Annotated in this window: 26 protein-coding genes; 14 read left to right on the top strand and 12 right to left on the bottom strand. The window is 65.5% G+C overall.

The annotated features are described in order from the left end of the window. The first annotated feature begins 81 nt into the window (after positions 1-81). Complete coding sequence (locus XI08_RS27405) at positions 82-1,173, top strand: TRAP transporter substrate-binding protein (protein ID WP_271576751.1); 1,092 nt, start codon at positions 82-84, stop codon at positions 1,171-1,173. A 168-nt stretch (positions 1,174-1,341) separates the two neighbouring features. Here the strand turns inward: XI08_RS27405 and XI08_RS27400 are convergent, their stop codons facing one another. The 6 genes from XI08_RS27400 to XI08_RS27375 all read right to left on the bottom strand — a co-directional run bounded on the left by XI08_RS27400 (position 1,342) and on the right by XI08_RS27375 (position 6,537). Continuing rightward, positions 1,342-2,124, bottom strand: coding sequence for an ABC transporter ATP-binding protein (locus XI08_RS27400; protein ID WP_271576750.1), 783 nt, complete (start codon positions 2,122-2,124; stop codon positions 1,342-1,344). Further along, a complete protein-coding gene (locus tag XI08_RS27395) occupies positions 2,112-3,167 on the bottom strand; it encodes a dihydrodipicolinate synthase family protein (protein WP_271576749.1) in 1,056 nt (351 codons plus the stop codon). The genes XI08_RS27400 and XI08_RS27395 overlap by 13 nt, the downstream gene beginning before the upstream one ends. 6 nt (positions 3,168-3,173) lie before the next feature. After that, positions 3,174-3,995, bottom strand: coding sequence for a GNAT family N-acetyltransferase (locus XI08_RS27390; protein ID WP_271576748.1), 822 nt, complete (start codon positions 3,993-3,995; stop codon positions 3,174-3,176). Next, complete coding sequence (locus XI08_RS27385; protein WP_271576747.1) at positions 3,982-5,019, bottom strand: NAD-dependent epimerase/dehydratase family protein; 1,038 nt, start codon at positions 5,017-5,019, stop codon at positions 3,982-3,984. The genes XI08_RS27390 and XI08_RS27385 overlap by 14 nt, the downstream gene beginning before the upstream one ends. Positions 5,020-5,034: 15 nt before the next feature. Continuing rightward, positions 5,035-5,805 (bottom strand): ABC transporter permease, encoded by a 771-nt coding sequence (locus XI08_RS27380; RefSeq protein WP_271576746.1) that lies wholly within the window; start codon positions 5,803-5,805, stop codon positions 5,035-5,037. Positions 5,806-5,889: 84 nt separating this feature from the next. Further along, on the bottom strand, positions 5,890-6,537 hold the full coding sequence (locus XI08_RS27375; RefSeq protein ID WP_271576745.1) for a TetR/AcrR family transcriptional regulator: 648 nt from the start codon (positions 6,535-6,537) through the stop codon (positions 5,890-5,892). Between the two features lie 100 nt (positions 6,538-6,637). Between XI08_RS27375 and XI08_RS27370 the strand changes: the two genes are divergently transcribed. The 5 genes from XI08_RS27370 to XI08_RS27350 all read left to right on the top strand — a co-directional run bounded on the left by XI08_RS27370 (position 6,638) and on the right by XI08_RS27350 (position 10,102). After that, positions 6,638-7,642 (top strand): ABC transporter substrate-binding protein, encoded by a 1,005-nt coding sequence (locus tag XI08_RS27370; RefSeq protein WP_271576744.1) that lies wholly within the window; start codon positions 6,638-6,640, stop codon positions 7,640-7,642. A 282-nt stretch (positions 7,643-7,924) separates the two neighbouring features. Beyond that, positions 7,925-8,623, top strand: a complete 699-nt coding sequence (gene minC, locus XI08_RS27365) for a septum site-determining protein MinC (protein ID WP_025575382.1) — start codon at positions 7,925-7,927, stop codon at positions 8,621-8,623. Positions 8,624-8,644: 21 nt separating this feature from the next. Further along, the gene (minD, locus tag XI08_RS27360; RefSeq protein ID WP_025575380.1) at positions 8,645-9,460 is read left to right on the top strand and encodes a septum site-determining protein MinD; all 816 of its coding nucleotides are present in this window, start codon (positions 8,645-8,647) and stop codon (positions 9,458-9,460) included. Further along, complete coding sequence (minE, locus tag XI08_RS27355) at positions 9,457-9,738, top strand: cell division topological specificity factor MinE (protein WP_271576743.1); 282 nt, start codon at positions 9,457-9,459, stop codon at positions 9,736-9,738. Before minD ends, minE begins: the two co-directional genes overlap by 4 nt. 178 nt (positions 9,739-9,916) lie before the next feature. After that, positions 9,917-10,102, top strand: coding sequence for a hypothetical protein (locus XI08_RS27350; protein WP_271576742.1), 186 nt, complete (start codon positions 9,917-9,919; stop codon positions 10,100-10,102). A gap of 19 nt (positions 10,103-10,121) precedes the next feature. On the opposite strand, the gene XI08_RS27345 is transcribed toward XI08_RS27350, so the two are convergent. Next, on the bottom strand, positions 10,122-10,367 hold the full coding sequence (locus XI08_RS27345; protein ID WP_271576741.1) for a hypothetical protein: 246 nt from the start codon (positions 10,365-10,367) through the stop codon (positions 10,122-10,124). Positions 10,368-10,478: 111 nt separating this feature from the next. Then, on the bottom strand, positions 10,479-10,868 hold the full coding sequence (locus tag XI08_RS27340) for a hypothetical protein (RefSeq protein WP_025575372.1): 390 nt from the start codon (positions 10,866-10,868) through the stop codon (positions 10,479-10,481). A gap of 128 nt (positions 10,869-10,996) precedes the next feature. On the opposite strand from XI08_RS27340, the gene XI08_RS27335 reads away from it, so the two are divergent. Continuing rightward, the gene (locus XI08_RS27335; RefSeq protein WP_271576740.1) at positions 10,997-11,779 is read left to right on the top strand and encodes an SDR family NAD(P)-dependent oxidoreductase; all 783 of its coding nucleotides are present in this window, start codon (positions 10,997-10,999) and stop codon (positions 11,777-11,779) included. Between the two features lies 1 nt (position 11,780). On the opposite strand, the gene XI08_RS27330 is transcribed toward XI08_RS27335, so the two are convergent. Together XI08_RS27330 and XI08_RS27325 are read right to left on the bottom strand one after the other, a co-directional pair. Then, positions 11,781-12,011: a DUF6894 family protein gene (locus tag XI08_RS27330; protein ID WP_027542526.1), complete on the bottom strand. Its 231-nt coding sequence runs from the start codon at positions 12,009-12,011 to the stop codon at positions 11,781-11,783. A gap of 424 nt (positions 12,012-12,435) precedes the next feature. Next, positions 12,436-13,461: a hypothetical protein gene (locus XI08_RS27325; protein WP_271576739.1), complete on the bottom strand. Its 1,026-nt coding sequence runs from the start codon at positions 13,459-13,461 to the stop codon at positions 12,436-12,438. Positions 13,462-13,734: 273 nt separating this feature from the next. On the opposite strand from XI08_RS27325, the gene XI08_RS27320 reads away from it, so the two are divergent. Next, the gene (locus XI08_RS27320) at positions 13,735-14,388 is read left to right on the top strand and encodes a L,D-transpeptidase (protein WP_442869864.1); all 654 of its coding nucleotides are present in this window, start codon (positions 13,735-13,737) and stop codon (positions 14,386-14,388) included. A 122-nt stretch (positions 14,389-14,510) separates the two neighbouring features. Then, positions 14,511-14,708 (top strand): hypothetical protein, encoded by a 198-nt coding sequence (locus XI08_RS27315; RefSeq protein ID WP_271576738.1) that lies wholly within the window; start codon positions 14,511-14,513, stop codon positions 14,706-14,708. 23 nt (positions 14,709-14,731) lie between these two features. Here the strand turns inward: XI08_RS27315 and XI08_RS27310 are convergent, their stop codons facing one another. Beyond that, on the bottom strand, positions 14,732-15,166 hold the full coding sequence (locus XI08_RS27310) for a COG4315 family predicted lipoprotein (protein WP_271576737.1): 435 nt from the start codon (positions 15,164-15,166) through the stop codon (positions 14,732-14,734). Positions 15,167-15,285: 119 nt separating this feature from the next. Continuing rightward, on the bottom strand, positions 15,286-15,750 hold the full coding sequence (locus tag XI08_RS27305; protein WP_271576736.1) for a MarR family winged helix-turn-helix transcriptional regulator: 465 nt from the start codon (positions 15,748-15,750) through the stop codon (positions 15,286-15,288). A gap of 103 nt (positions 15,751-15,853) precedes the next feature. On the opposite strand from XI08_RS27305, the gene XI08_RS27300 reads away from it, so the two are divergent. The 5 genes from XI08_RS27300 to XI08_RS27280 all read left to right on the top strand — a co-directional run bounded on the left by XI08_RS27300 (position 15,854) and on the right by XI08_RS27280 (position 20,203). Then, entirely contained in the window at positions 15,854-17,776 is a 1,923-nt protein-coding gene (locus XI08_RS27300; protein WP_271576735.1) for an FAD-binding monooxygenase, read from the top strand. Between the two features lie 145 nt (positions 17,777-17,921). After that, entirely contained in the window at positions 17,922-18,968 is a 1,047-nt protein-coding gene (locus XI08_RS27295) for an SH3 domain-containing protein (protein ID WP_271576734.1), read from the top strand. A gap of 169 nt (positions 18,969-19,137) precedes the next feature. After that, the gene (locus tag XI08_RS27290) at positions 19,138-19,416 is read left to right on the top strand and encodes a hypothetical protein (protein ID WP_027542534.1); all 279 of its coding nucleotides are present in this window, start codon (positions 19,138-19,140) and stop codon (positions 19,414-19,416) included. 214 nt (positions 19,417-19,630) lie between these two features. Continuing rightward, a complete protein-coding gene (locus XI08_RS27285) occupies positions 19,631-19,810 on the top strand; it encodes a hypothetical protein (RefSeq protein WP_027542535.1) in 180 nt (59 codons plus the stop codon). Between the two features lie 72 nt (positions 19,811-19,882). Then, positions 19,883-20,203, top strand: a complete 321-nt coding sequence (locus XI08_RS27280; protein ID WP_271576771.1) for a hypothetical protein — start codon at positions 19,883-19,885, stop codon at positions 20,201-20,203. The last annotated feature ends 8 nt before the right edge of the window (positions 20,204-20,211 follow it).

Here is a 20,211-nt window from a genome sequence, read left to right as displayed (position 1 = left end):
CGACGGGAACGGGCAAACGGTCCGCGAAGACCGTGGCCCAAATCATCCATTTGAAGCCTTGCTTTAGGGAGAGACCCCATCATGAAACGCCGTACATTCCTCAAGGGTGGCGCGGTCGCCGGCGCGACGACGCTGGTTGCCGCACCTGCGATTGCGCAAGGCGCGCCCGAGATCAAATGGCGCCTGACCTCGAGCTTCCCGAAATCGCTCGACACCATCTACGGCACGGCGCAGACCTTCGCGAAATACGTCGCCGAGGCCACCGACAACAAATTCCAGATCCAGACCTTTGCGGCCGGCGAGCTCGTCCCCGGTTTGCAGGCGCTCGACGCCGTCAGCGCGGCGTCCGTCGAGATGGCGCAGACGCCGCTCTATTTCTACATCGGCAAGGAGCCGGCGCTGGCCTATGCCACCGGCGCGCCGTTCGGCATGAACCATCGCCATCAGGAGTCCTGGTGGCATTTCGGCGGCGGCGCCGATCTCGCCAACGAGGCGCTGAAGCCGTTCAAGGCGCATGCGATCCTCTGCGGCAATTCCGGCACCCAGATGGGCGGCTGGTTCCGCAAGGAGATCAAGACCGTCGACGATCTCAAGGGCCTCAAATTCCGCATTGCCGGCATGGGCGGTCATGTGCTGGCGCGCCTCGGCATCGTGCCGCAGCAGCTCGCCGGCGGTGACGTATATTCGGCACTGGAGAAGGGCTCGATCGACGCCGCCGAGTTCGTCGGTCCCTATGACGACGAGAAGCTCGGCTTCCAGAAGGTCGCCAAATACTATTACTTCCCGGGCTGGTGGGAAGGCGGCGCCATGCTGCACGTGATCGTCAATGACGAGAAGTGGGCAAGCTTGCCGAAACAGTATCAGGCCATCGTCAACCAGGCCGCCTCGGCGGCCGGCGCCTGGATGCTCGAGAAGTACGACAGCGTGAATCCGGCGGCGCTGAAGCGGCTGATCGCCAACGGCGCCGAGCTGAAGGCGTTCCCGCAGCCGGTGCTGGAGGCCTGCTACAACGCGACCCACGACCATCTGAACGAGCTCGCCGCCAAGAGCGACCTGTTCAAGCGGACCAAGGAGAGCCACGACGCGTATATGAAGGAGCTGCTGTTCTACACGCAGATCGCGGAGAACTTCTACGACAACTATTTGCTCAGCAAGATGCGCAACAAGACCTGAGTGTGGGAAGAGGGCGCGGCGCTTACGCCGCGCCCTGGAAACTGTACCGTCATTCCGGGGCGCGCCTCTTGGCGCGAACCCGGAATCCATTTCACCGCGTGTAGTGCCGCCCGATGGATTCGGGCTCGCGACTTCGTCGCGCCCCGGAATGACGGCGGAGGGAGCGGTCTACGCCGCGCCCAGCCCCAGCTTTGCATAGATACGCCGTGCGTAGGCGCCGAACGCATCCGTGGTCTTCAGCGGAAGGTCGCGCGGGAAGGGCAGGTCAATGGAAAGGTAATCGGCCATCTTCGCCGGGCCCGCGGTCAGCACGGCGCAGTGCGAGGACAGGAACACCGCTTCCTGGATCGAATGCGTGACGAAGATGATGGTCTTGCCGCTCTCGCGCCAGATCCGCAGCATCTCCAGATTCATCTGCTCGCGCGTCAAGGCGTCCAGCGCGCCGAACGGCTCGTCCATCAGGATCAGTTTGGGATCGTGGATGAAGGCCCGCGCGATCGCGGTGCGCTGCTGCATGCCGCCGGAGAGCTGCTGCGGATATTTCTGCTCGTAGCCGGAAAGCCCGACCAGATTGAGCAGATCGCGCGCCCGCTCGCGCGCGGCTTTCATCGGCAAGCCCACGATCTCGGCCGGCAGCAGCACGTTGTCCAGAATCGTCCGCCATTTCAGCAGCAGCGCCTGCTGGAACACCATGCCGATGTCGCGGGTCGGGTCGAATGGGCTTGTGGCATTACCGATCTTCACGGTGCCGCCGTCGGCGCCGTGCAGGCCGGCCAGAATCTTCATCACCGTGGTCTTGCCGCAGCCGGACGGGCCGACCAGCGAGACGAGCTCACCTTCCTGCACGTCCATCGTGACGTCGGAGACCGCCAGGAACTCGGCTCCGCCGCTGCGATAGACCTTGCGGACGCCGCGCAGGCTGATGAAGGGCTCTTCCGTCATGCCAGCCATTTGTCGAGGTTGGCGGCCACGAAGGCATCGTCGCTGAGGTCGGCGTGCTCGCGGCAGACGCGGTCGATCTCTTCCTTCTGGCCGGGGCTCAGGCCCTCGGCCGGATCGAGGCACCACAGCCCCTGCATCAGGCCCTGACGCCGCAAGATCTCGTGGCAGCCGGCGATGCAGCCGTGAAAGTTGTTGGCGACGTCGAAGAAGGCGCTGTTGCAATCGGTGACGCGGGCATCGAGCGCGAGCAGATCCGCTGGCACGCTGTCCTTGTGTCGCGCCGCCTTGCAGCGCTCGAACTGCTTGATCGCGCTCGCCGTCCACACCGACCAGTGGCCAAGCAGGCCGCCCTTGAAGTAGGTCCGCGTGGTGACGCCGTTGTCGCGCAGGTCGAACGGCAGCATCAAGTCCAGCAGGATGTGATCGTCATTGCCGGTGTAGAGCGCGACGCGGTCGAGCGCCCCCGCCGCCGCGACGCCGCGCAGGACGTCGAGCGTGCGGTAGCGGTTGAACGGCGCGATCTTGATCGCGATGACGTTGTCGATCGAGGCAAAGCGCTGCCAGAACCGGCTCGACAGGATGACGCCGCCGACGGCCGGCTGGAGATAGAAGCCGACCAGCGGGATCTCGGCGGCGACCGCAGCGCAATGCGCAATGATCTCGTCCTCGGAGGCGCTCTTCATCGCGGCCAGGCTGAGCAGGCCGGCCTGATAGCCGATGTCGCGGGCCGTGCGCGCCTCGGCGGTTGCCTGCCGGGTCGAACCGGCAAGTCCCGCGACCATCGCCAACGGACGCCTGGTCCAGCTCGCGGCGGTCTCGGCGGCGAGCTCCAGCACGGGACGGTAGAGGCCGACGTCGCGGATCGCGAATTGCGTCGTGTGCACGCCGACCGCAAGGCCGCCGGCGCCGGCGTCGATATAGTAGCGCGTCAGCGCGCGCTGATGCTTCTCGTCGAGCTTTCGCTCGGCGGTGAGCGCGAGAGGGTGCGCCGGCAGCACGGTGCCCTCGGCGATCAGCTTGCGGATGTCGCTGTTGATCTGGCTGTGGTGCATGATGTCCTATCCAAATTCGGGGCCGGCGACGGCGAACGGCATTTCCTCGCTGGTAGCGGTGGCGGGGCCGAAGCGCATGCGCTGGAACGGCCGTTCGACGGTCCAGCCGGATGCGGTCAATCCTTCCAGGAACGCGCCTTGTGACGCGACGGCATCGATCAGCAGAGGGGCGGTCTCGGATCGGACGATCGCACCAACCAGAGCCAATGCTTCCACGGCGTCATTCGCAAACAACGGGCCGATATGGCGGGCGGTTCTGCCGTCGCGAACCAGCGCGATGGCGCCGTCCGCGGAGACGATGCGCGAGCCGGAGCGTTGTGCGAAGGCGGAGAGGAGGGCGCTCCGGTCGAAGCCGGTGGCCCGCCGGTCCCGCGCGCGAAGCGCCTCGATTGTCGCGGAAGAAGGTCGCGGCGCTTCGGCTCGCGAGGGTTTCGCCAGCTTCAGCCGGCGCAATTGCAGTGTCGGCGTGAAGCCGAGCGGCCCGTAGACGGCAGCCCCGTCGGGCGTTGCGTCGAGCCAGCTCGTCAGGCCGTTCTTGCGCGCAGTTTCCAGGCAGGCATCGACGAGGCGCGTTGCGAGGCCGCGGCGGCGATGCGTCGCCGTCACCAGCACCATGCTGATCCAGGCGTTGTTGCCGGAATAGGGCAGCAGCGCTGCGGTTGCGACCAGCCGCATGCCGTCGCGAATGCCGAACACGACGCCATCGCGCAGGAAGATGCGCCAGTCCTCTTCGGTCTGGTTCCAGTGCGCTTCGACCGACAGCACCAGCCCGGCGATGGCGTCGTCGGCGCCCAGCTTGAGGATGGGCGGGGTGTCAGTAGCGGCCATCGCGCACCTCGTATTTGGTGGGTTTGCCGAGGCTCGGCATGGCGCGGGATACCCAGTCGGCGGTCCAGGCGATCAACTGCTCGGTGTCGACGACCGGCAGGCCGAACAGCCCGACCGCCTGCGAGGTATCGGTGAGCCACGCCGTCGGCTCCTCCTTGCCGGTCAGCACCGGTGCGCGGCCGAAGCGGGCGCCGAATTTCGCCGCGAGATCGCGCACCGCCAGGATCTCGTGGCCGCTGACATTGATCGGCGAGGTCGGCGCCGTGCAATGGGCGAGGCAGCGCAGCGCCTGCGCGGACGCATCGCCCTGCCAGATGAAATTGACATGGCCAAGGCTGACGTCGATCGGCGTGCCGGTGAGGACCTTGGTGGCGATGTCGTGCAGCACGCCGTAGCGCATGTCGATCGCGTAATTGAGCCGGAACAGCCGGCCGGGCGTTCCAGATTTGCGCGAGAAATATTCGAACATGCGCTCGCGGCCGACGCAGGACTGGGCGTATTCGCCGGGCGGGTTCGGCGCGATGTCCTCGGTCGCGCCTTGGCCGTCGACCGGCACGAACGGATAGACGCAGCCGGTCGAAAACGCGACGATCCGCGACGACGGGAAGGCCTGCGCGACCAGCGCCGGCACATGCGCGTTCATCGCCCAGGTCAGCGACAGATCGCCCTCGGCGCCGAACTTGCGGCCGGCCATGAAGACGATGTTGGGCGCCTTCGGCAGCGCCTTGATCGCGGCCTCATCGAGCAGGTCGCAATTGATCGTCTCGACGCCGCGCCCATGCAGCCAATCCTTGACGCCCGCCTCGCTGAAGCGCGCCACGCCGATGACGCGGCGATCCGGTGCGGCCGCTTTGGCGAGCCCCGCCAGCGTCGGGCCCATCTTGCCGGCGACGCCGAGGATCATGATGTCGCCCTCGACCTTGGCGAGGTCGTCGATCAGCGCCTGGGTCGGCCGGCACAGGAGATCGTCGAGGGCTGCGATATCCGGAATGGTCTTCGGCAGCGTCTGGCGGGTGAGGAGCATGGATCGTTCCTTTAGCTAAGTCTGCCGGGCGTCGCCCACGACGAACATGCGTTCGAGGGCGAGCACGAGGCCGTAGAGGGCGACGCCGAGCAGCGTCAGCAGCACGACGGCCATCACCATCGCGGGCGTGTCGAGCGACGACTGCACCTGGATCATCAGGTAGCCGAGCCCGCGCTCGGAGGCGATGAACTCGCCGACGATGGCACCGGCGACCGCCAGGATGGCGCCGACCTTCATGCCGGAGAACACGTAAGGCAGCGATCCCGGCAGCTGGATCTTGCGGAACAGCGTCCAGCGCGAGCCGCGCAGCGATTTGACGAGATCGAGCAGGTCCGGCTCGACCTCGCGCAGGCCGCGGGCGGTGGTGAGCAGGATCGGGAAGAAGCAGATGCTGAAGGCGATCAGGATATTCGGCACGATGCCGTAGGAGAACCAGACGATCAGAAGCGGGCCGAGCGCGACCTTCGGGATCATGTTCAGCGTCACGAACAGCGGCAGCAGCACGAGGCTCACCAGCGGCGCCCAGCTGAAGATCACCGCGAGGGTGACGCCGACGAATGCGCCGAGCGCAAAGCCGCCGAGGATCTCGATCGCCGTCACCAGCGTATTGGCGCCCCAGGCATAGCTCGCGGTTCCCAGCGTCTGCACGGTCGCGAGCGGAGAGGGCAGGATGAATTTCGGCACGTGGAAGGCATCGACCGCGACCTGCCACAGCACGAGCACGGCGAGGTGCACGATCAGGATGATCGCAAAGTTGCGGGCCGGGCCTGCTCCGTCACCTGCCACCTTTTGGCTCCCCGTTGCTCGCGGCCTCTCCGCCGCGACGGCAAGCCTAACCGTCCCCGGGGCAAGTTTCAACCAGTTGGTTGATTATGGGCGGAGCGACTGGAGCACCAGGTCGACGACATGCCTGCGGCGGGCGCGGCGCTGGGCGCGGCTCGACAGGTCCTTGCCGAAGATCGCCGACAACGTCGGCGTGTTGGAGAAGAAGAAATAGCTGAGGCCCGCGATGGAGATGTAGAGCTGGACGGGGTCGATCCCTTTGCGGAAAAGTCCGCTACGCACGCCCTCCTGGAGAATGTGGGAGACGCTCTTCACCAGCGGGGAATGCATCGCCTCCAGCCGCGTGGAACCGCGGACATGGCGGGCGCCGCCGCGGTTCTCGTCGTTCAGAAGCACGATGAAATCAGGGTGTGCCGCAAGGTGGTCGAACGAGGCTTCGATCAGCCGGCGGATCGCCTTGTCGGGCGGCAGGCCCTCCAGATTGAGCCTGCGCTCCTGCTCGCGGATGTCCTCATAGACCCATTCGAGCACGGCGAGGTAGAGCGTGTCCTTGTCGCCGAAGTAGTGGTAGACGAGCTGCTTGTTGACGCCGGCACGCTCGGCGATCTCGTCGACGCGGGCGCCCGCAAGGCCGTGCCGGGCGAATTCCAGGCGCGCCGCGGTGAGCAGCTTCTTGCGGGTGGCAACGGGGTCGCGCCGCTGCGGCACGGTGTCGCCAGATCGTTTTGCGGGCATTTCCAACCAAACAGTTGACAAGTGGAGGGCGGGCTTGTTGCATTGGTATCCTCACAAGGGGAGAGCGACAAGCCGGGTCGCGGCATTGAGGAGACATGCGATGAAGCGTTTGCAGGCGGCGGTTGTGACCCTGATGCTCGGTTTGCCGGGCGTGCCCGCGAACGCGGGCGAGGCGGTCAACATGATCCTGAACTGGACGCCGACGGCCGATCATTCGCCCTATTATTACGCGAAGGCGCAAGGCTGGTACGAGAAGGCCGGCATCGACCTCACCATCGAGACCGGCAAGGGCTCCGGCGTCTCCGCCGCCAAGGTCGGCTCCGGCGGCTCGCCGTTCGGCGTCGCCGACCTCGCCACCATGCTGGTGGCCAAGAGCAAGGGCGCCGACACCGTCGCGGTGATGAGCGTCTACGCCAACACCGGCCAGACCTTCTACTGGCTGAAGAGCTACGGCGTGAACGGCGTCAAGGATTTCGCCGGCCACAAGATCGGCAATCCGCCCGGGGACGCCTCGCGCGTGATGTGGCCGGCCTTCGCCAAGGCCGCAGGGCTTGCGCCTGATGCGGTCGGCTTCGTCAATGTCGGGCCGACTGCGAAGATCGCGGCGCTGAAGAGCCACACCGTGGACATCATCAGCGACTTCTACAACGAGCACGACCTCAAGGTGATCGAGTTCGGACCCGATCTCGGCTACGTCAACTGGAAGGACATCGGCCTCAACCCCTACGGCAATTCGCTGATCGTCAATGGTGCCTATCTCCAGAAGAACCCGAAGCTGGTCGAGGAGTTCGTGCGCGTCACGCAGAAGGCCTTCGCGGCCTGCGTCGCCGACGTCACCCCGTGCCTGAAGGCGCTGCTCGACCAGGTCTCCGGCCTCGACAAGGAGAACCAGGTGCGCCAGTGGGAGCGCATCAAGTTCCTGATGACGGACGAGTTCACGACGACGAAGAGCCTCGGCTGGATCGACGGCGAGCGCATGAAGAAGGACTACGAGCTGGTCCAGACCTATCTCGGCATGGAGAAGCCGTTCGACGTGACGACGGCGTTCACGACCAGGATGCTGGATCCCGCCATCAAGATGGATGCGAGCAAGGTGAAGAAGTAGGGGGGCTTCGTCGTCCTGGCGAAAGCCAGGACCCATTACCCCAAGACGTCGTTTGGCGAAGACTTGTCGTTCGGTACTCCCACCGTCCGCAATCGATAGATTCCGCGGTATGGGTCCTGGCCTTCGCCAGGACGACACTGGAGGTTGAGGCGGCTGTCTCGCGTCCATGCCCACGGGCAAGCCCAGGCCACCCCTCACGTAGCCCCAGGGAGAAATTAACCGGCCGTTAACCATATCCGCCGCATCGTTAACCATTCAATAACAGGGAACGAGTCGGCCGCCATGGAGGCTGCAGCAAAAGTCCAACGCCAAATGGTGCGCCTGCGCGGGCGCTCCTACGTGGCCTTCGTGTTCGTGCCGACGGTTCCGATCCAGGACTGGCTGCAGGAGATCGACACCACCATCGCGCGTTCGCCGGGCTTCTTCGCCGGCCGGCCCGTGGTGATCGACCTGTCCTCGGTCGATCTCAGCCAGTCCGGCATCAATCATCTGCTTACCAGCCTTCAGGATCGCAACATCCGCGTGCTCGGAATCGAGGGCGTGGAGGAGGGCCGGCTGACCCCCATGATGCCGCCGCTGCTCTCGGGCGGGCGCAGCTGCGTGGTCGAGCCGAGCGCGCCGAAAAAGGCCGAAGCGAAGGCCGAGGCCAAGCCAACCTCGTTGCTGCTCGAGGCCCCCGTGCGCTCGGGCCAGACCGTGATCTTCCCCGAAGGCGACGTCACCATCCTCGGCTCGGTCGGCTCCGGCGCCGAGGTCGTCGCCGGCGGCTCCATCCACATCTATGGCGCGCTGCGCGGCCGCGCCATGGCGGGCGTGAACGGTCACACGAGCGCGCGCATCTACTGCCAGAAAATCGAGGCTGAACTGCTTGCAATCGACGGGTTTTACCAGACTGCGGACGACATCGACGCCGCCTTGCGCGGCAAGCCGGCGCAGGCCTGGCTGCAGGGGAATACCATGCGAATTACAGCGCTGAACTGACCAGCAAAGGAGACATTTCAGATGAGTAAGGTACTGGTCGTAACATCAGGCAAGGGCGGCGTCGGCAAGACGACGACGACCGCCGCGCTGGGGGCTGCGCTCGCGCAGCGCGGCGACAAGGTCGTCGTCGTCGATTTCGACGTCGGCTTGCGCAACCTCGATCTCGTGATGGGCGCCGAACGCCGCGTGGTGTTCGACCTCATCAACGTGGTGCAGGGCGTGGCAAAGCTGCCGCAGGCGCTGATCCGCGACAAGCGGCTGGAGAATCTGTGGCTGCTGCCGGCCTCGCAGACCCGCGACAAGGACGCGCTGACGGAAGAGGGCGTGGGCAAGGTCATCGACGATCTGCGCGGCCGTTTCGACTGGGTGATCTGCGACAGCCCGGCCGGCATCGAGCGCGGCGCCTCCATGGCGATGCGCTTTGCCGACGAGGCCGTGATCGTCACCAATCCGGAAGTCTCCTCGGTGCGCGATTCCGACCGCATCATCGGCATGCTCGATTCCAAGACGGTGCGGGCCGAGAAGGGCGAGCGGGTCGAGAAGCACATTCTCATCACCCGCTATGATGCTTCCCGCGCGGCGCGCGGCGAGATGCTGACCATCGACGACATCCTCGAGATCCTTGCCACGCCCTTGCTCGGCATCATTCCCGAGAGCCAGGACGTGTTGAAGGCGTCCAACGTCGGCACACCGGTGACCCTGTCGAATGCGGACGGCGCGCCGGCGCGGGCCTATATGGACGCCGCCAAGCGCCTCTGCGGCGAGAACGTCACGATGCACGTTCCCGCCGAGCGCAGAGGTCTGATGGATCGTCTGCTGCGACGGAGGGCTGCATGAGCATGGGTCTGCTTCGACTTCTCCGCGGCAAGAAGGCCTCGGCACCCGTCGCACGCGAACGGTTGCAGATCCTGCTTGCCCATGAACGCGGAATGCGCGGCCAGCCCGATCTGCTCGGTGTGCTGCGTGAGGAAATCCTCGCTGTCGTGTCCAGGCACGTCATGCTGGATCCGACCAAGGTCATCGTTCGGCTCGAGCGCGGCGACGAGGTGTCGACCCTGGAGGTCGATATCGAGGTGCCCAACGATTTCGAGCGCAAGCGCGTGGCGGTCGCGTAGGGGACGCGGCCGGCGATTTCAGGTTTTGGGGTGGGTGAGAAGGCGGTCCGCCGGGCATGGCGGGCCGCCTTTTGTCGTCGCTGCGGATGATCGGAACGAGACCTGCGACTTGATCGTTGTAGGAAATCCGCGGACCCACCAAGCGTGCACTGCGGTTCCATCAAACGGGAGAGCGCCCATGATATCGGAGCTCCAAATCCACACCGTCGCACGCCAGATGCTCGAACGGCACGGCTTCGCTGCGATTGCGAAGGCCGCCGAGCAGGCCCAGGCCTGCGAGGGCCGCGGCGAGGCCGATGAGGCCAAGGAGTGGCGTCACATCGAGGATGCCATGAAGATCATGCGCGGACCGCACCATAGCTGATCGCCGGACAGGAAACGCCTCAGCGGTCCTCGTGCTCGGTTCCTTGCGACTGGGACCGTTGGGTTTGCGGCTGACTGCGATCGCCGGTCTCCTTGCAGGGAAGCTGTTCCCAGGTACCATCCGGTGCCTGCTGATACGCGCTGCAGGTGGAGGAGGGCGATTTGCCCTCGGCTTTCTGGGTGTCTGAATTCTTCGCCAGCACGGGGACGGTCAGCGCCGTGACGGCCGCGAGCGTGCCGGCGAAGACGAAATGGATCTTCCGCATGAGGGGGTCCCTGTTCGAATTCGAAGAGGCCCGCATGCTGGCGAGGATTGTGACGATTATTGGCCGCGGCGGCGGTTCCGCCGCTGTGTGCTTAACGCCTGGAAAAGCCGGTTAGCCGCCCTTGCTGCGGATCAGGCCGGCGAGGTTGGTCTTCTGGGCCTCGCACCAGCCGGGCATGCCGAGACGGCGCTGGTCCATATCGGTCGCCTGCGTCGCGACCGCGACCTCGGCCATCAGGTCGTCGTCCTGCTTCTCGCCCATCTTGCCGCCGGTATGCATCCAGGCGATTGCCTTGCGCACCTTCTCGGTGGTGCCGTCGGGCAGCTGCATCTGCTGTGCCTTCTGCACGAGGTCCTGATAGACGAGATCCGTGTTGGGGCACTCGACCCTGGCGGCGAAGGCCTGCAAGACCATCGTCACATAGGCCGAGCGTGGATGATCCTCCGCCCGGGCAGGTGCGGCGATCAGCAACAGGCCTGCCATCAGAAAACCATAGCGCATCCTTGGTCCCTCCTCGATTTTTTTGGGAGGCTAGCGTCCGGCGCGCCGCTCCGCAATGGTGCCGGGACGCAATTGTCGCGTCTGCGTGCGTTGCGTTAAATTGGCTCCTCCCGGACCCGGAGAGCGCCATGAGCCTGTTCAGCACGCCGTTCGATCCCCAGCACGACACGGCGCTCGTCACCGGCGCGGGCAACGGCATCGGTCGCGCGATCGCGGAGGCCCTGGTCGGCGAGGGCGTGCGGACCGTGTTCGCCGATCTGAGTGCGGAACGGGTGAGTGCCGCAATCGGCGCGAGCGAGCGGCCAGAACACGCGGTGCCCTGGGTCGGCGATCTCGCCGAGCTGGACGCCTGCGATGCGCTGCTTGCCGCTTCACACGCCGCGCTGGGGCAGGTGACGCATTTCGTGCACAGCGCCTCGCCGCCGCGGCGCGAGGCCGATCATGCGCTCGCGGTCGATCGCCAAACCTGGCAGGAGATGCACGCCGTCAATCTCGATGCAGGTTTTCACCTGGCGCGCGAGATCGCCAAGCGGCTGATCGCGGCGAAGCGGCCCGGCTCGTTCCTGTTCCTCACCTCGCTGCATGCGGCCACGCCGCGCAACCTGCCGCATTACTCGACGGCGAAGGCGGGGATGGCGATGTTGGTGAAGGAGCTCGCCAAGACGTTCGGGCGCCACGGCATCCGCGTCAACGCGCTGGTGCCCGGTGCGATCGCGGCCGGCGGTTTCGTCGCGGATGCCTCGCTGGCGCGGCACATCCCGCTCGGGCGTCTCGGCGAGGCAAAAGACCTTGCGCCGATGGCGCTGACCGTATTGTCGAACAGGCTGTCAGCTTACGTCACCGGCGCAGCCTTCGTCGTTGACGGCGGATTGTCGCTGACGAACTGGTTCGACGCGCCGGTGCTGGAGTAGCTTAGCGTTGCCAGGCCGGCACGGGATCTAGCGGCGTGCGATAGAGCTCGTTGTGATCGCGGTCGGTGACGCGCACCGCGCAGCCCTTTTGCTGAAGCTCCGGCTTCACCTGCGACAGCTCGTTGGCCAGTTGCTGGGCGCGATCCGAGGCGACCTCGATGTCTTCGAGGATGATTCCGCCCTGGTTCTTGAACTCTTCACCAACCACGAGATCGAAGTAGTAGTACGGCATCTGAATTCCCCGCTGTGACGACCCAAGTCTCGACGACAAGTCTGGAAAACAAGTCTTCAACGGAAGTCTCAACACATGTCGGATGGTACCACTGAGTCGATCTTTATCGAACGAGCGAAGCGCGCAATCTCTGTGCGTATGGCGCAGAAATCATGTGCAGCGCGCAGGCGTGTTAAGATTTTATTAAATATGTCAGCGTGATCATGAGGCATGGAATTGCAACAGAACCGGGCTCCGGGAACCGGCAGTTGCAAGAGAAGGCCGTCGGCATAGATCCCGACGGCCTTTTCTCTTGGCGGATTCGTTTGGCGGAAGACGATCGAAGCATCGATCTCCGTAGTCGCCCGGACTCAACGCATCACATCGAGTCGGACAGCTTGCAGTGACGCTGCGTGAGCGACGCCGTGCATCGCCTTGCGTTGGTCTAGCGCAGCGGCATTGGCGGACGCACGACAGGTCCGTCGTCATCGGCAACGGCTTGTGTCGTGGTGACCGGCGCGACCGGCGGCGGGACCGCGGCAGCCTGCGAAGGCGGCGGCGGTGATGCGACCGGTGCGGGCGAATACGCCGGCATGTAGGTCTGCGACACGGCCGGCTTCGGCTTGCGAACCGGCGGGGCTTGAGGCCGCGGCGGTAGCGCGGAAACGCGCGCGCGCGGATCGAGGCGCGGATCGATCGGCCTCGTCTCAGCCATCGGCTTCGGTGCGGACGGCTTCGCCATCTCGCGCGCCATCTGTTCCTGTCCGGCCTTCAACTCGGCGATGTTGGCCTTGAGCTGCTCGATCTGCTGCGCCATCGCGGCGAGATCGCGCGTCATCGATTGCACCGACTGAACTGCTTCGGGCGGCGTTGCTGCGGGCACGGCCGCAGACTGAGCCGTAGCCGACGTCGGGGATTGGTCGGCTGTTTGATCGGTTGCCGCTTCCGCCGCGGGCGGAGCGGCCTGCGCGGCCGCGACCGGCGCCGTCTGTTGTGACGTTGAAGGCGTCAGCGACGAAGGCATCAGCGACGCCAATACGGGTTTCCAGTCGGCGAACATCTGCCTCGCCACGTCGCCGTGTTTCTCCCAGGCGATGGTGGCAGCGGCGCTGCCGCCCGCGAACAGAAACGTGAGGAACGCGCCGCGCAGCCACTTGCCGACGGAGGATCGCTTCCGCCGGCCGTGACCATCGCTTGCAGTTATGCGCACCGCGGTGTCGACCGAGGGGGCCGCCGGCTGCGGCTCCACGACAGGACTGAACTTCGGCTCCGGATTGCTCCTGGGCCCCGGCGCGAATTTCGGCTCGGGACGGGGCGTGACGTCAGGCGCCAGCGCGGGGGCAACGCTGATGGGGCGCGAGGCCAGCACGATATCCGGCGAGATCTGAACCGCGTCGTGCGGATCATTGTCTTTGACCGTGTCCTTCACGATCTCATCGACGATTTGCTTGCTGTTCAGCATCGCGAGCATCGCAGCTCCTTTGAAGCCTTCGTCGTCCGCATTGGCGCGAGCCGATCTGTTGAGGTGAGCCCCATCCCAAGTCTGATGACGCACGAGTCCAGCCGGGTTTGACCAAAGCAAGGCGAGGAGATGGAGATGATGCGACGGTCTTCTGCCGTTTGTGGTGATGGAACTCCGCCGGAAAAACACGCGGTCGTGTTCCGCATTGCCTTGTTTTCAGCACGATTTTGGCAATATCTGAGGCTGCTGGGGGTGCTGCGATCCGCTATAGGGGGGCCGGCGGTGCCAAGATCTGTTCTCGCTCTTTTCGTTGTTGCCCTGCTGCCGCTCGGCGGCTGCATGCAGACGACGCTTTCGCCATCGACGGATGCGAGCATGACGCCGCGCGACCGTCAGTTGCTCGCACATACGCCATACGCGCAGGCGAAGGTGCCCGAGCAATATCTCCGTCATATCGTCGATTACCCGCGTAAGGAGCAGCCAGGCACGATCCTGGTCGATACCGATGCGCGCTATCTCTATTTCGTGCTGCCCGAGGGCAAGGCGATCCGCTACGGCGTCGCGGTCGGCGAGGAGGCCATGGCCTTCTCGGGCGTCGCGCGCGTCGGCCGCTTGGCGGAATGGCCCGATTGGGTTCCGACTGCGGACATCCAGGCGCGGCTTGGACCGTATCCGGCGCGCGTCGCCGGTGGTCCCGCCAATCCGCTGGGCGCGCGCGGCATCTATCTCTTTGTCGGCAACAAGGACACGCTCTACCGCATCCACGGCACCAACCAGCCCGAATATATCGGGCAGGCGATCTCGTCGGGCTGCATCCGGATGCGCAACGAGGACGTGATCGATCTCTACGACCGGGTGAAACTCAATTCGATGGTCGTGGTGCTGCCGCCCGGGCAGAACGCGCAGGCCGAGACGGCCAGGAACTGGCGCGGGTGAGAAGGGCGCTCACTCACGCGTGAATGCGCGCGGGATCTGCGATTCCGCAAGGGTGAACTGGTTCACAGGCGATCCGCTCGCCTTGCGCTATGCTTCGATGGCCGGTTGCCATTGGAGGCATCATGCAAAAATTCATTGATCAATTGACCGAAGGCGATCGCCGGGTTGTCCGCAAGTGGCGGCTGGTGACCGTTGCATTTTATGGATCGATCCTGGCCGGAATGGCCGTGTATATGGCGCTGCATTGGGATCCGGAGGTGAATTATGCCTCGGCCGGTCCAACGACCCATGCGAAGGTGACGAGCGCGTCACAGCGCTGATCGGAGCTGCCGCCGCTCGGGTCCTACTCTCCAGGCCGTGCGACGCGCCATTGCAGCGTCGTGGCGTTGCCGTTGGCATCGCCCGGCGCCTTGTCGGCGGGTGACGTGTAGAGCGGGCGATAGCGGTATGCCCACATCTTGCTACCGTCGTTGCGGCTGATCACGGTGAAGTCGCCGACGGCCCTGGCGTCGGCCGTTGCGGCGAGCGGAACCCAGCTTTCGGCGCACTTGCCGTTGCAGTTCGACGTCTTGCCGGTGGTGTCGCGCTCGTAATAGTAGAGCGTCATGCCCTTGAGATCGACGAGCTTGGGACCCTGCTTGGTGATGACCACCTTCGCCGGCGCGGTCGTCGCCTCGGGCTTCGGCGGAGGAGGCGCATCGCCGCCGCCATGGCCGTTTGCGAGCGCATGACCGGTCGAGAGCGCGATGGCCGCGGCCGCAATGAGGAACCTGAACATCCGAAACTCCCGGGCCGCAAAGTTAATCGCGCGTTAAACGCCGAATGGGGCCGACGGTAGCAGCCGAAAGTTAGTTCCTGGTTTCGCGGCACCGCGACAAGTACGGACCTGGATGCGGCTTAAGCCTGCACATCGCGGAGCGGCGCGCGGCTGAGCTCGTTGCCAGCAGCGATGGCCTTGCGCAGCAGACGCATCAGCTCCTCGCCTTCCTTGGCGCTGAGGCCGCGCAGCATGATGCGCTGTGCGGACTCGACCGCCGGCGTGATCTTGCGCAGCGTGCGCCGGCCCTCGTCGGTGATCTCGAGTTCGCGGGCGCGGCGGTCGCGGCTCGAGGCGCGGCGTTCCGCCAGCCCCTTCTGCACGAGGCGATCGATCACGCCGGTGATGGTGGTGCGGTCATAGGCGATCAATCCCGCGAGCGTCACCTGGTCGAGCCCCGGATTGGCCTTGATGGTCGCGAGCGCGGCGAATTGCACCGGCGTGAGGTCGAAGCCGGCATCCCCGACCTCGGTCAGGAAGACCGCGACCGCGATCTGCTGGAACCGACGCGCCAGATGACCGGGCATGTCGTTGTTGTCTTTCACCGAATTCTCCTCAGCCGCAGTGACGGTGCGGGAACGTTGACAAGTATACTGATAGTCAGCATACTGAGCAATGTCGAAGAAGACGTTGACGGGAGAGGTGCTCATGCAATTCCATCTCAATGGATTTCAGCCGGGCGACCCTGAAATCGCCGATCCCGCCGAACGCGTTCAGGCCCCCGGCGCGGCGGGCGCCGTGCCCGAGGAGGCCGACGTCCTCATCGTCGGCTGCGGGCCCGCGGGCCTGACGCTCGCGGCCCAGCTTGCGCAATTTCCGGACATCAAGACCTGCATCGTCGAGCAGAAGCCGGGCCGGCTGTCGGTCGGCCAGGCCGACGGCGTCGCCTGCCGCACCATGGAGATGTTCCACGCCTATGGCTTCAGCGAGCGCGTGCTGAAGGAGGCCTATTGGGTCAACGAGACGACGTTCTGGAAGCCGGACGAACGGCGGCCCGAGACCATCGTCCGCAGCGGCCGGGTGCAGGACGTCGAGGACGGGCTGTCGGAATTCCCGCACGTCATCCTCAACCAGGCGCGCATCCATGACGGCTTTCTCGACCTCATGCGCAAATCGCCGGCCAAGCTCGAGCCCCATTACAGCCGCCGTCTGCTCGACCTCCAGGTCGATCCGGCCGCGGGGCCCGGCGACCATGCCGTGACCGTGCGCGTCGAACGCGTCGATCCCGGAAGCGAGGGCAAGGTCGAGACGGTCAAGGCACGCTATGTCGTCGGCTGCGACGGCGCGCGCAGCACCGTGCGCAAATCGATCGGCCGCGAGCTGCATGGCGATTCCGCCAATCACGCCTGGGGCGTGATGGACGTGTTGGCGGTGACCGATTTTCCGGACATCCGCTTCAAGGCCCTGATCCAGTCGGCGAACGACGGCAGCCTGCTGATCATTCCGCGCGAAGGCGGCTACATGGTGCGCATCTATGTCGAGCTCGCCAAGCTCGACGTCGGCGAGCGCGTCGCGAGCCGCAACATCACCGCCGATGACGTGATCGCCAAGGCGCAGCGGATCCTGAAGCCGCATACGCTGGAGGTGAAGGAGATCGCCTGGTGGTCGGTCTACGAGATCGGCCAGCGCCTGACCGACAAATTCGACGACGTGCCGGAGGCCGAGATCGCGACCCGCCTGCCGCGCATCTTCATCGCCGGCGATGCCTGCCATACCCACAGCCCGAAGGCGGGGCAGGGCATGAACGTCTCGATGCAGGATGCCTTCAATCTCGGCTGGAAGCTCGCCGCCGTGCTCCGCAAGCAGAGTGCGCCAAGCTTGCTGCATTCCTATTCGGCGGAGCGTCAGGCCGTTGCGAAAGAGCTGATCGACTTCGACCGCGAATGGGCGGGCATTCTGGCCTCTGCCGCCAAGGCCGGTGGCGCCGATGCCGCCAGGACGCAGGACTATTTCGTCCGGCACGGCCGCTACACGGCGGGCACCGCGACGCATTACAGGCCGTCGATCCTCACGGGGGCTGCGTCCCATCAGCATCTCGCGCAAGGCCTCGTGATCGGCAAGCGCTTCCATTCCGCGCCGGTGATCCGGCTGGCGGACGCCAAGCCCGTTCATCTCGGCCACGCCGCGCAGGCCGACGGACGCTTCCGCATCTATGCATTTTCCGGTGCGGAGAATCCGGCGGCGGCCGGCTCTGCCATTCGCGCGCTGTGCAACTTTCTCACCGAGGCCAGGGAATCGCCGGTGAGGCGATATACCCCCGAAGGCGCCGACATCGACGCCGTGATCGACCTGCGGGCGGTCTTCCAGCAGGATCACCGCGAGCTCGCCGTCGAGGCGATGCCGTCGCTGCTGCTCCCGCGCAAAGGCCGCTACGGTTTGCTCGACTACGAAAAGATGTTCTGTCCGGCTATCAAGAGCGGTCACGACGTGCTTGCGATGCGCGGCATCGATCGGAAGGCCGGCTGCATGGTCGTGGTGCGGCCGGACCAATATGTCGCGAACGTGCTGCCGCTCGACGATTTTACTGGGCTCGCGTCGTACTTCGACGGGTTCATGCTGCCGGTGAACTGACGTTCGCGGTGTTGCGCTCGTCGTGCAGATGAACGGCGGATGAATACTGAACTCCGCGCGCATTCAATCTTTCGGCTGATGCGGCCGCTCCAGGCGGAACGCTCGTTCCTCCCGCGCGTTCGGACTCGCAGAGGAGGAACACGCCATGAGACTCAGAAGCATTTTGGTTGCAGCATTGCTGCTCGCCCCGACGGCCGCGCTGGCCGCGCCGGGCATCGTCACCGTCTCGACCGGCTTGCGCGCCGGGCCGGGTTCGGGATTCCCCGTGGTCGATAGCATCCCCGAGGGCGCCCGCGTCAACATCCATGGCTGCCTGCGCGGCAATGCCTGGTGCGACGTGAGCTTCTCCGACGATCGCGGCTGGGTGTCGTCGCAATATCTCGAATATCTCTACCGCAATCACTACGTCTATCTCCCCGACTATGTCGACGAGATCGACGTGCCCGTCGTGCCCTTCGTGCTGACCTCGTACTGGTCGAGCTATTATCAGGGGCGACCCTGGTATCGCCGCCATGCCTACTGGAATAATTACTGGACCTCGCACGAGCGCTTCGCGACGCGGATGACGATCGATCCGCGCGCGGCGCGTATCGGGCGTGCCGCGACGCGCGACGCGGCGATCGCACTGGGACGCGGCGGCGCGAACGCAAAGGCCGCTCCCGCGATCTCCGGCCGTGATGCGACGACGGCACGGCATGACGCGGCCATCGCAAAGCGCGACGCTGCGACCGCCAAGCGCGACGCTGCGATCACAAAGCGTGACGCTGCGGTTGCGGCGGACCGGACTCGCGCCGGACGAAGCGATCGCCTGGTGAACGCGCGGACGAGCGTGCAGCAGAACCGCAACTCGCGCGATGCGCAGGCGCGCATGGTGCACGAGCATGCGGCGAGCCGCGCCGCAACGCATGCGCAGCCAACGCATGCGCAGCCGATGGCGCGTACTCAGCCGATGGCGCGTGCTCATGAAGCTCCGCGTGTGTCGGCCGCGCCTGCGGCCCGGCCCGCGACGCCGCATGTGGCGCAGCCGAACGTCAGCCACGGCTCGCCGATGAATGCCCATGCGCAGATGCCTGCGCCGCGCGCGGCAGCACCTGCGACGCCGCATCCAGGCGGCGGTGCTCCGCACATCAACGCCGCTCCGCGTGGCGGCGCGCCCGCCGGTGGTCCCGGCGGCGGTCACGAGAAGCGCTAACGTCGTTGCGAAAGCCCGGCCCTCGTGCCGGGCTTTCTTTTCGGAGCGGGCCGGGTTCCGTGCGCGTACAATTTAAGAAGGTTCTTCGCGGGTAGATTTCATCGATCGTAATATGTCTATCCAAAGCTGTAAGCATCCACTCGGGGCAGCGGGGCACGGGAGGATGACGATGAGACAGAATCAGGCGGAGACGCGCCGCCAAAATGTCGCGAAGCGGTCGATGACAAAAGAGGTCAAGCAGTTGACCGGCTTGATCGCCACACTGCGTGAATCGCTCGACGGCATCCGCAAGCAGCGGGCGAACACCAAGCTGTCCGGCGCCGAGATGGGTGCTCTCGACGAACGGCGCAACAATCTGCTGCTCACGATCGCGGCCCTGGACGATCGCCTGTCGGCGGTGCAAGGGCTGATCGATCTCGGCCGTCCGCACATCATCCGCGTCCATTAGCGGAGCTCGGACAGGGCGCGATCGGTTCCGTTGCTGATGTGACGGGCCGGCCCTGCTACCAGTGCGGAGCGCTCGATCCCGGTCACCCGGCTGCGGGTGCGCCGGTGCGATGCTGCCTGCGGATGGCACCAAATTGCCACGCTCCCGGCGAATTGCCGCCAAAGCCCGCTGCCACGAGGGGAGCGGGCGCGGGGGCGACGCGAGGGGATGCGCATTGGCCTACAAAATGGTCGCAGAACGCGACAATGAGAAGTACAGTTTCGCCCGCGAGAGCCGGCTGCTCATCGTGGCGAAGGCAAGGGTGTGGGCGAGCGAGGGGTGGCGGGTCGTCATCACCGATCAGGACGGCAAGGCCTACGCGCCACCCGAATTCGATCAATTGCTGGCGGCGTGACCGCAGGACGGGGCTAGGGGACGACATTTGACTTCGCACTTTCGGCCGGGGCGCGACCTGATCGCGCTCCTGATGACTCTTTCAGCCGCCGTCGCACTGACGGCGACGGTCGCGTTCGCGCAAAATCTCGATGCCGGCAAGTCGCCCGAAAAGCTGTTTGCCGATGGTTGCGCGACCTGCCATCGGAGCCCGCGCGGTCTTGCCAAGGGGCGCTTCAGCCTGACGCTGACCTGGTTCCTGAAGGACCATTACGCGACCAGTTCCGACTCCGCCAAGTCGCTCGCCGCGTATCTGGTGTCGGTCGATGCGCCGCCGCCGCGGGCCGCGGCCAAGCCCGGCGCAAAATCATCCCGGTCCGCGCCGCGTCCGCCAAAGCCGGCGACAAGCCAGTAGTCAGCGCG

Origin of the sequence: Bradyrhizobium sp. CCBAU 11361, from assembly GCF_028128935.1 — a bacterium.
Lineage (GTDB): Bacteria > Pseudomonadota > Alphaproteobacteria > Rhizobiales > Xanthobacteraceae > Bradyrhizobium > Bradyrhizobium niftali.
This window is presented reverse-complemented; position numbering and strand designations above follow the sequence as displayed.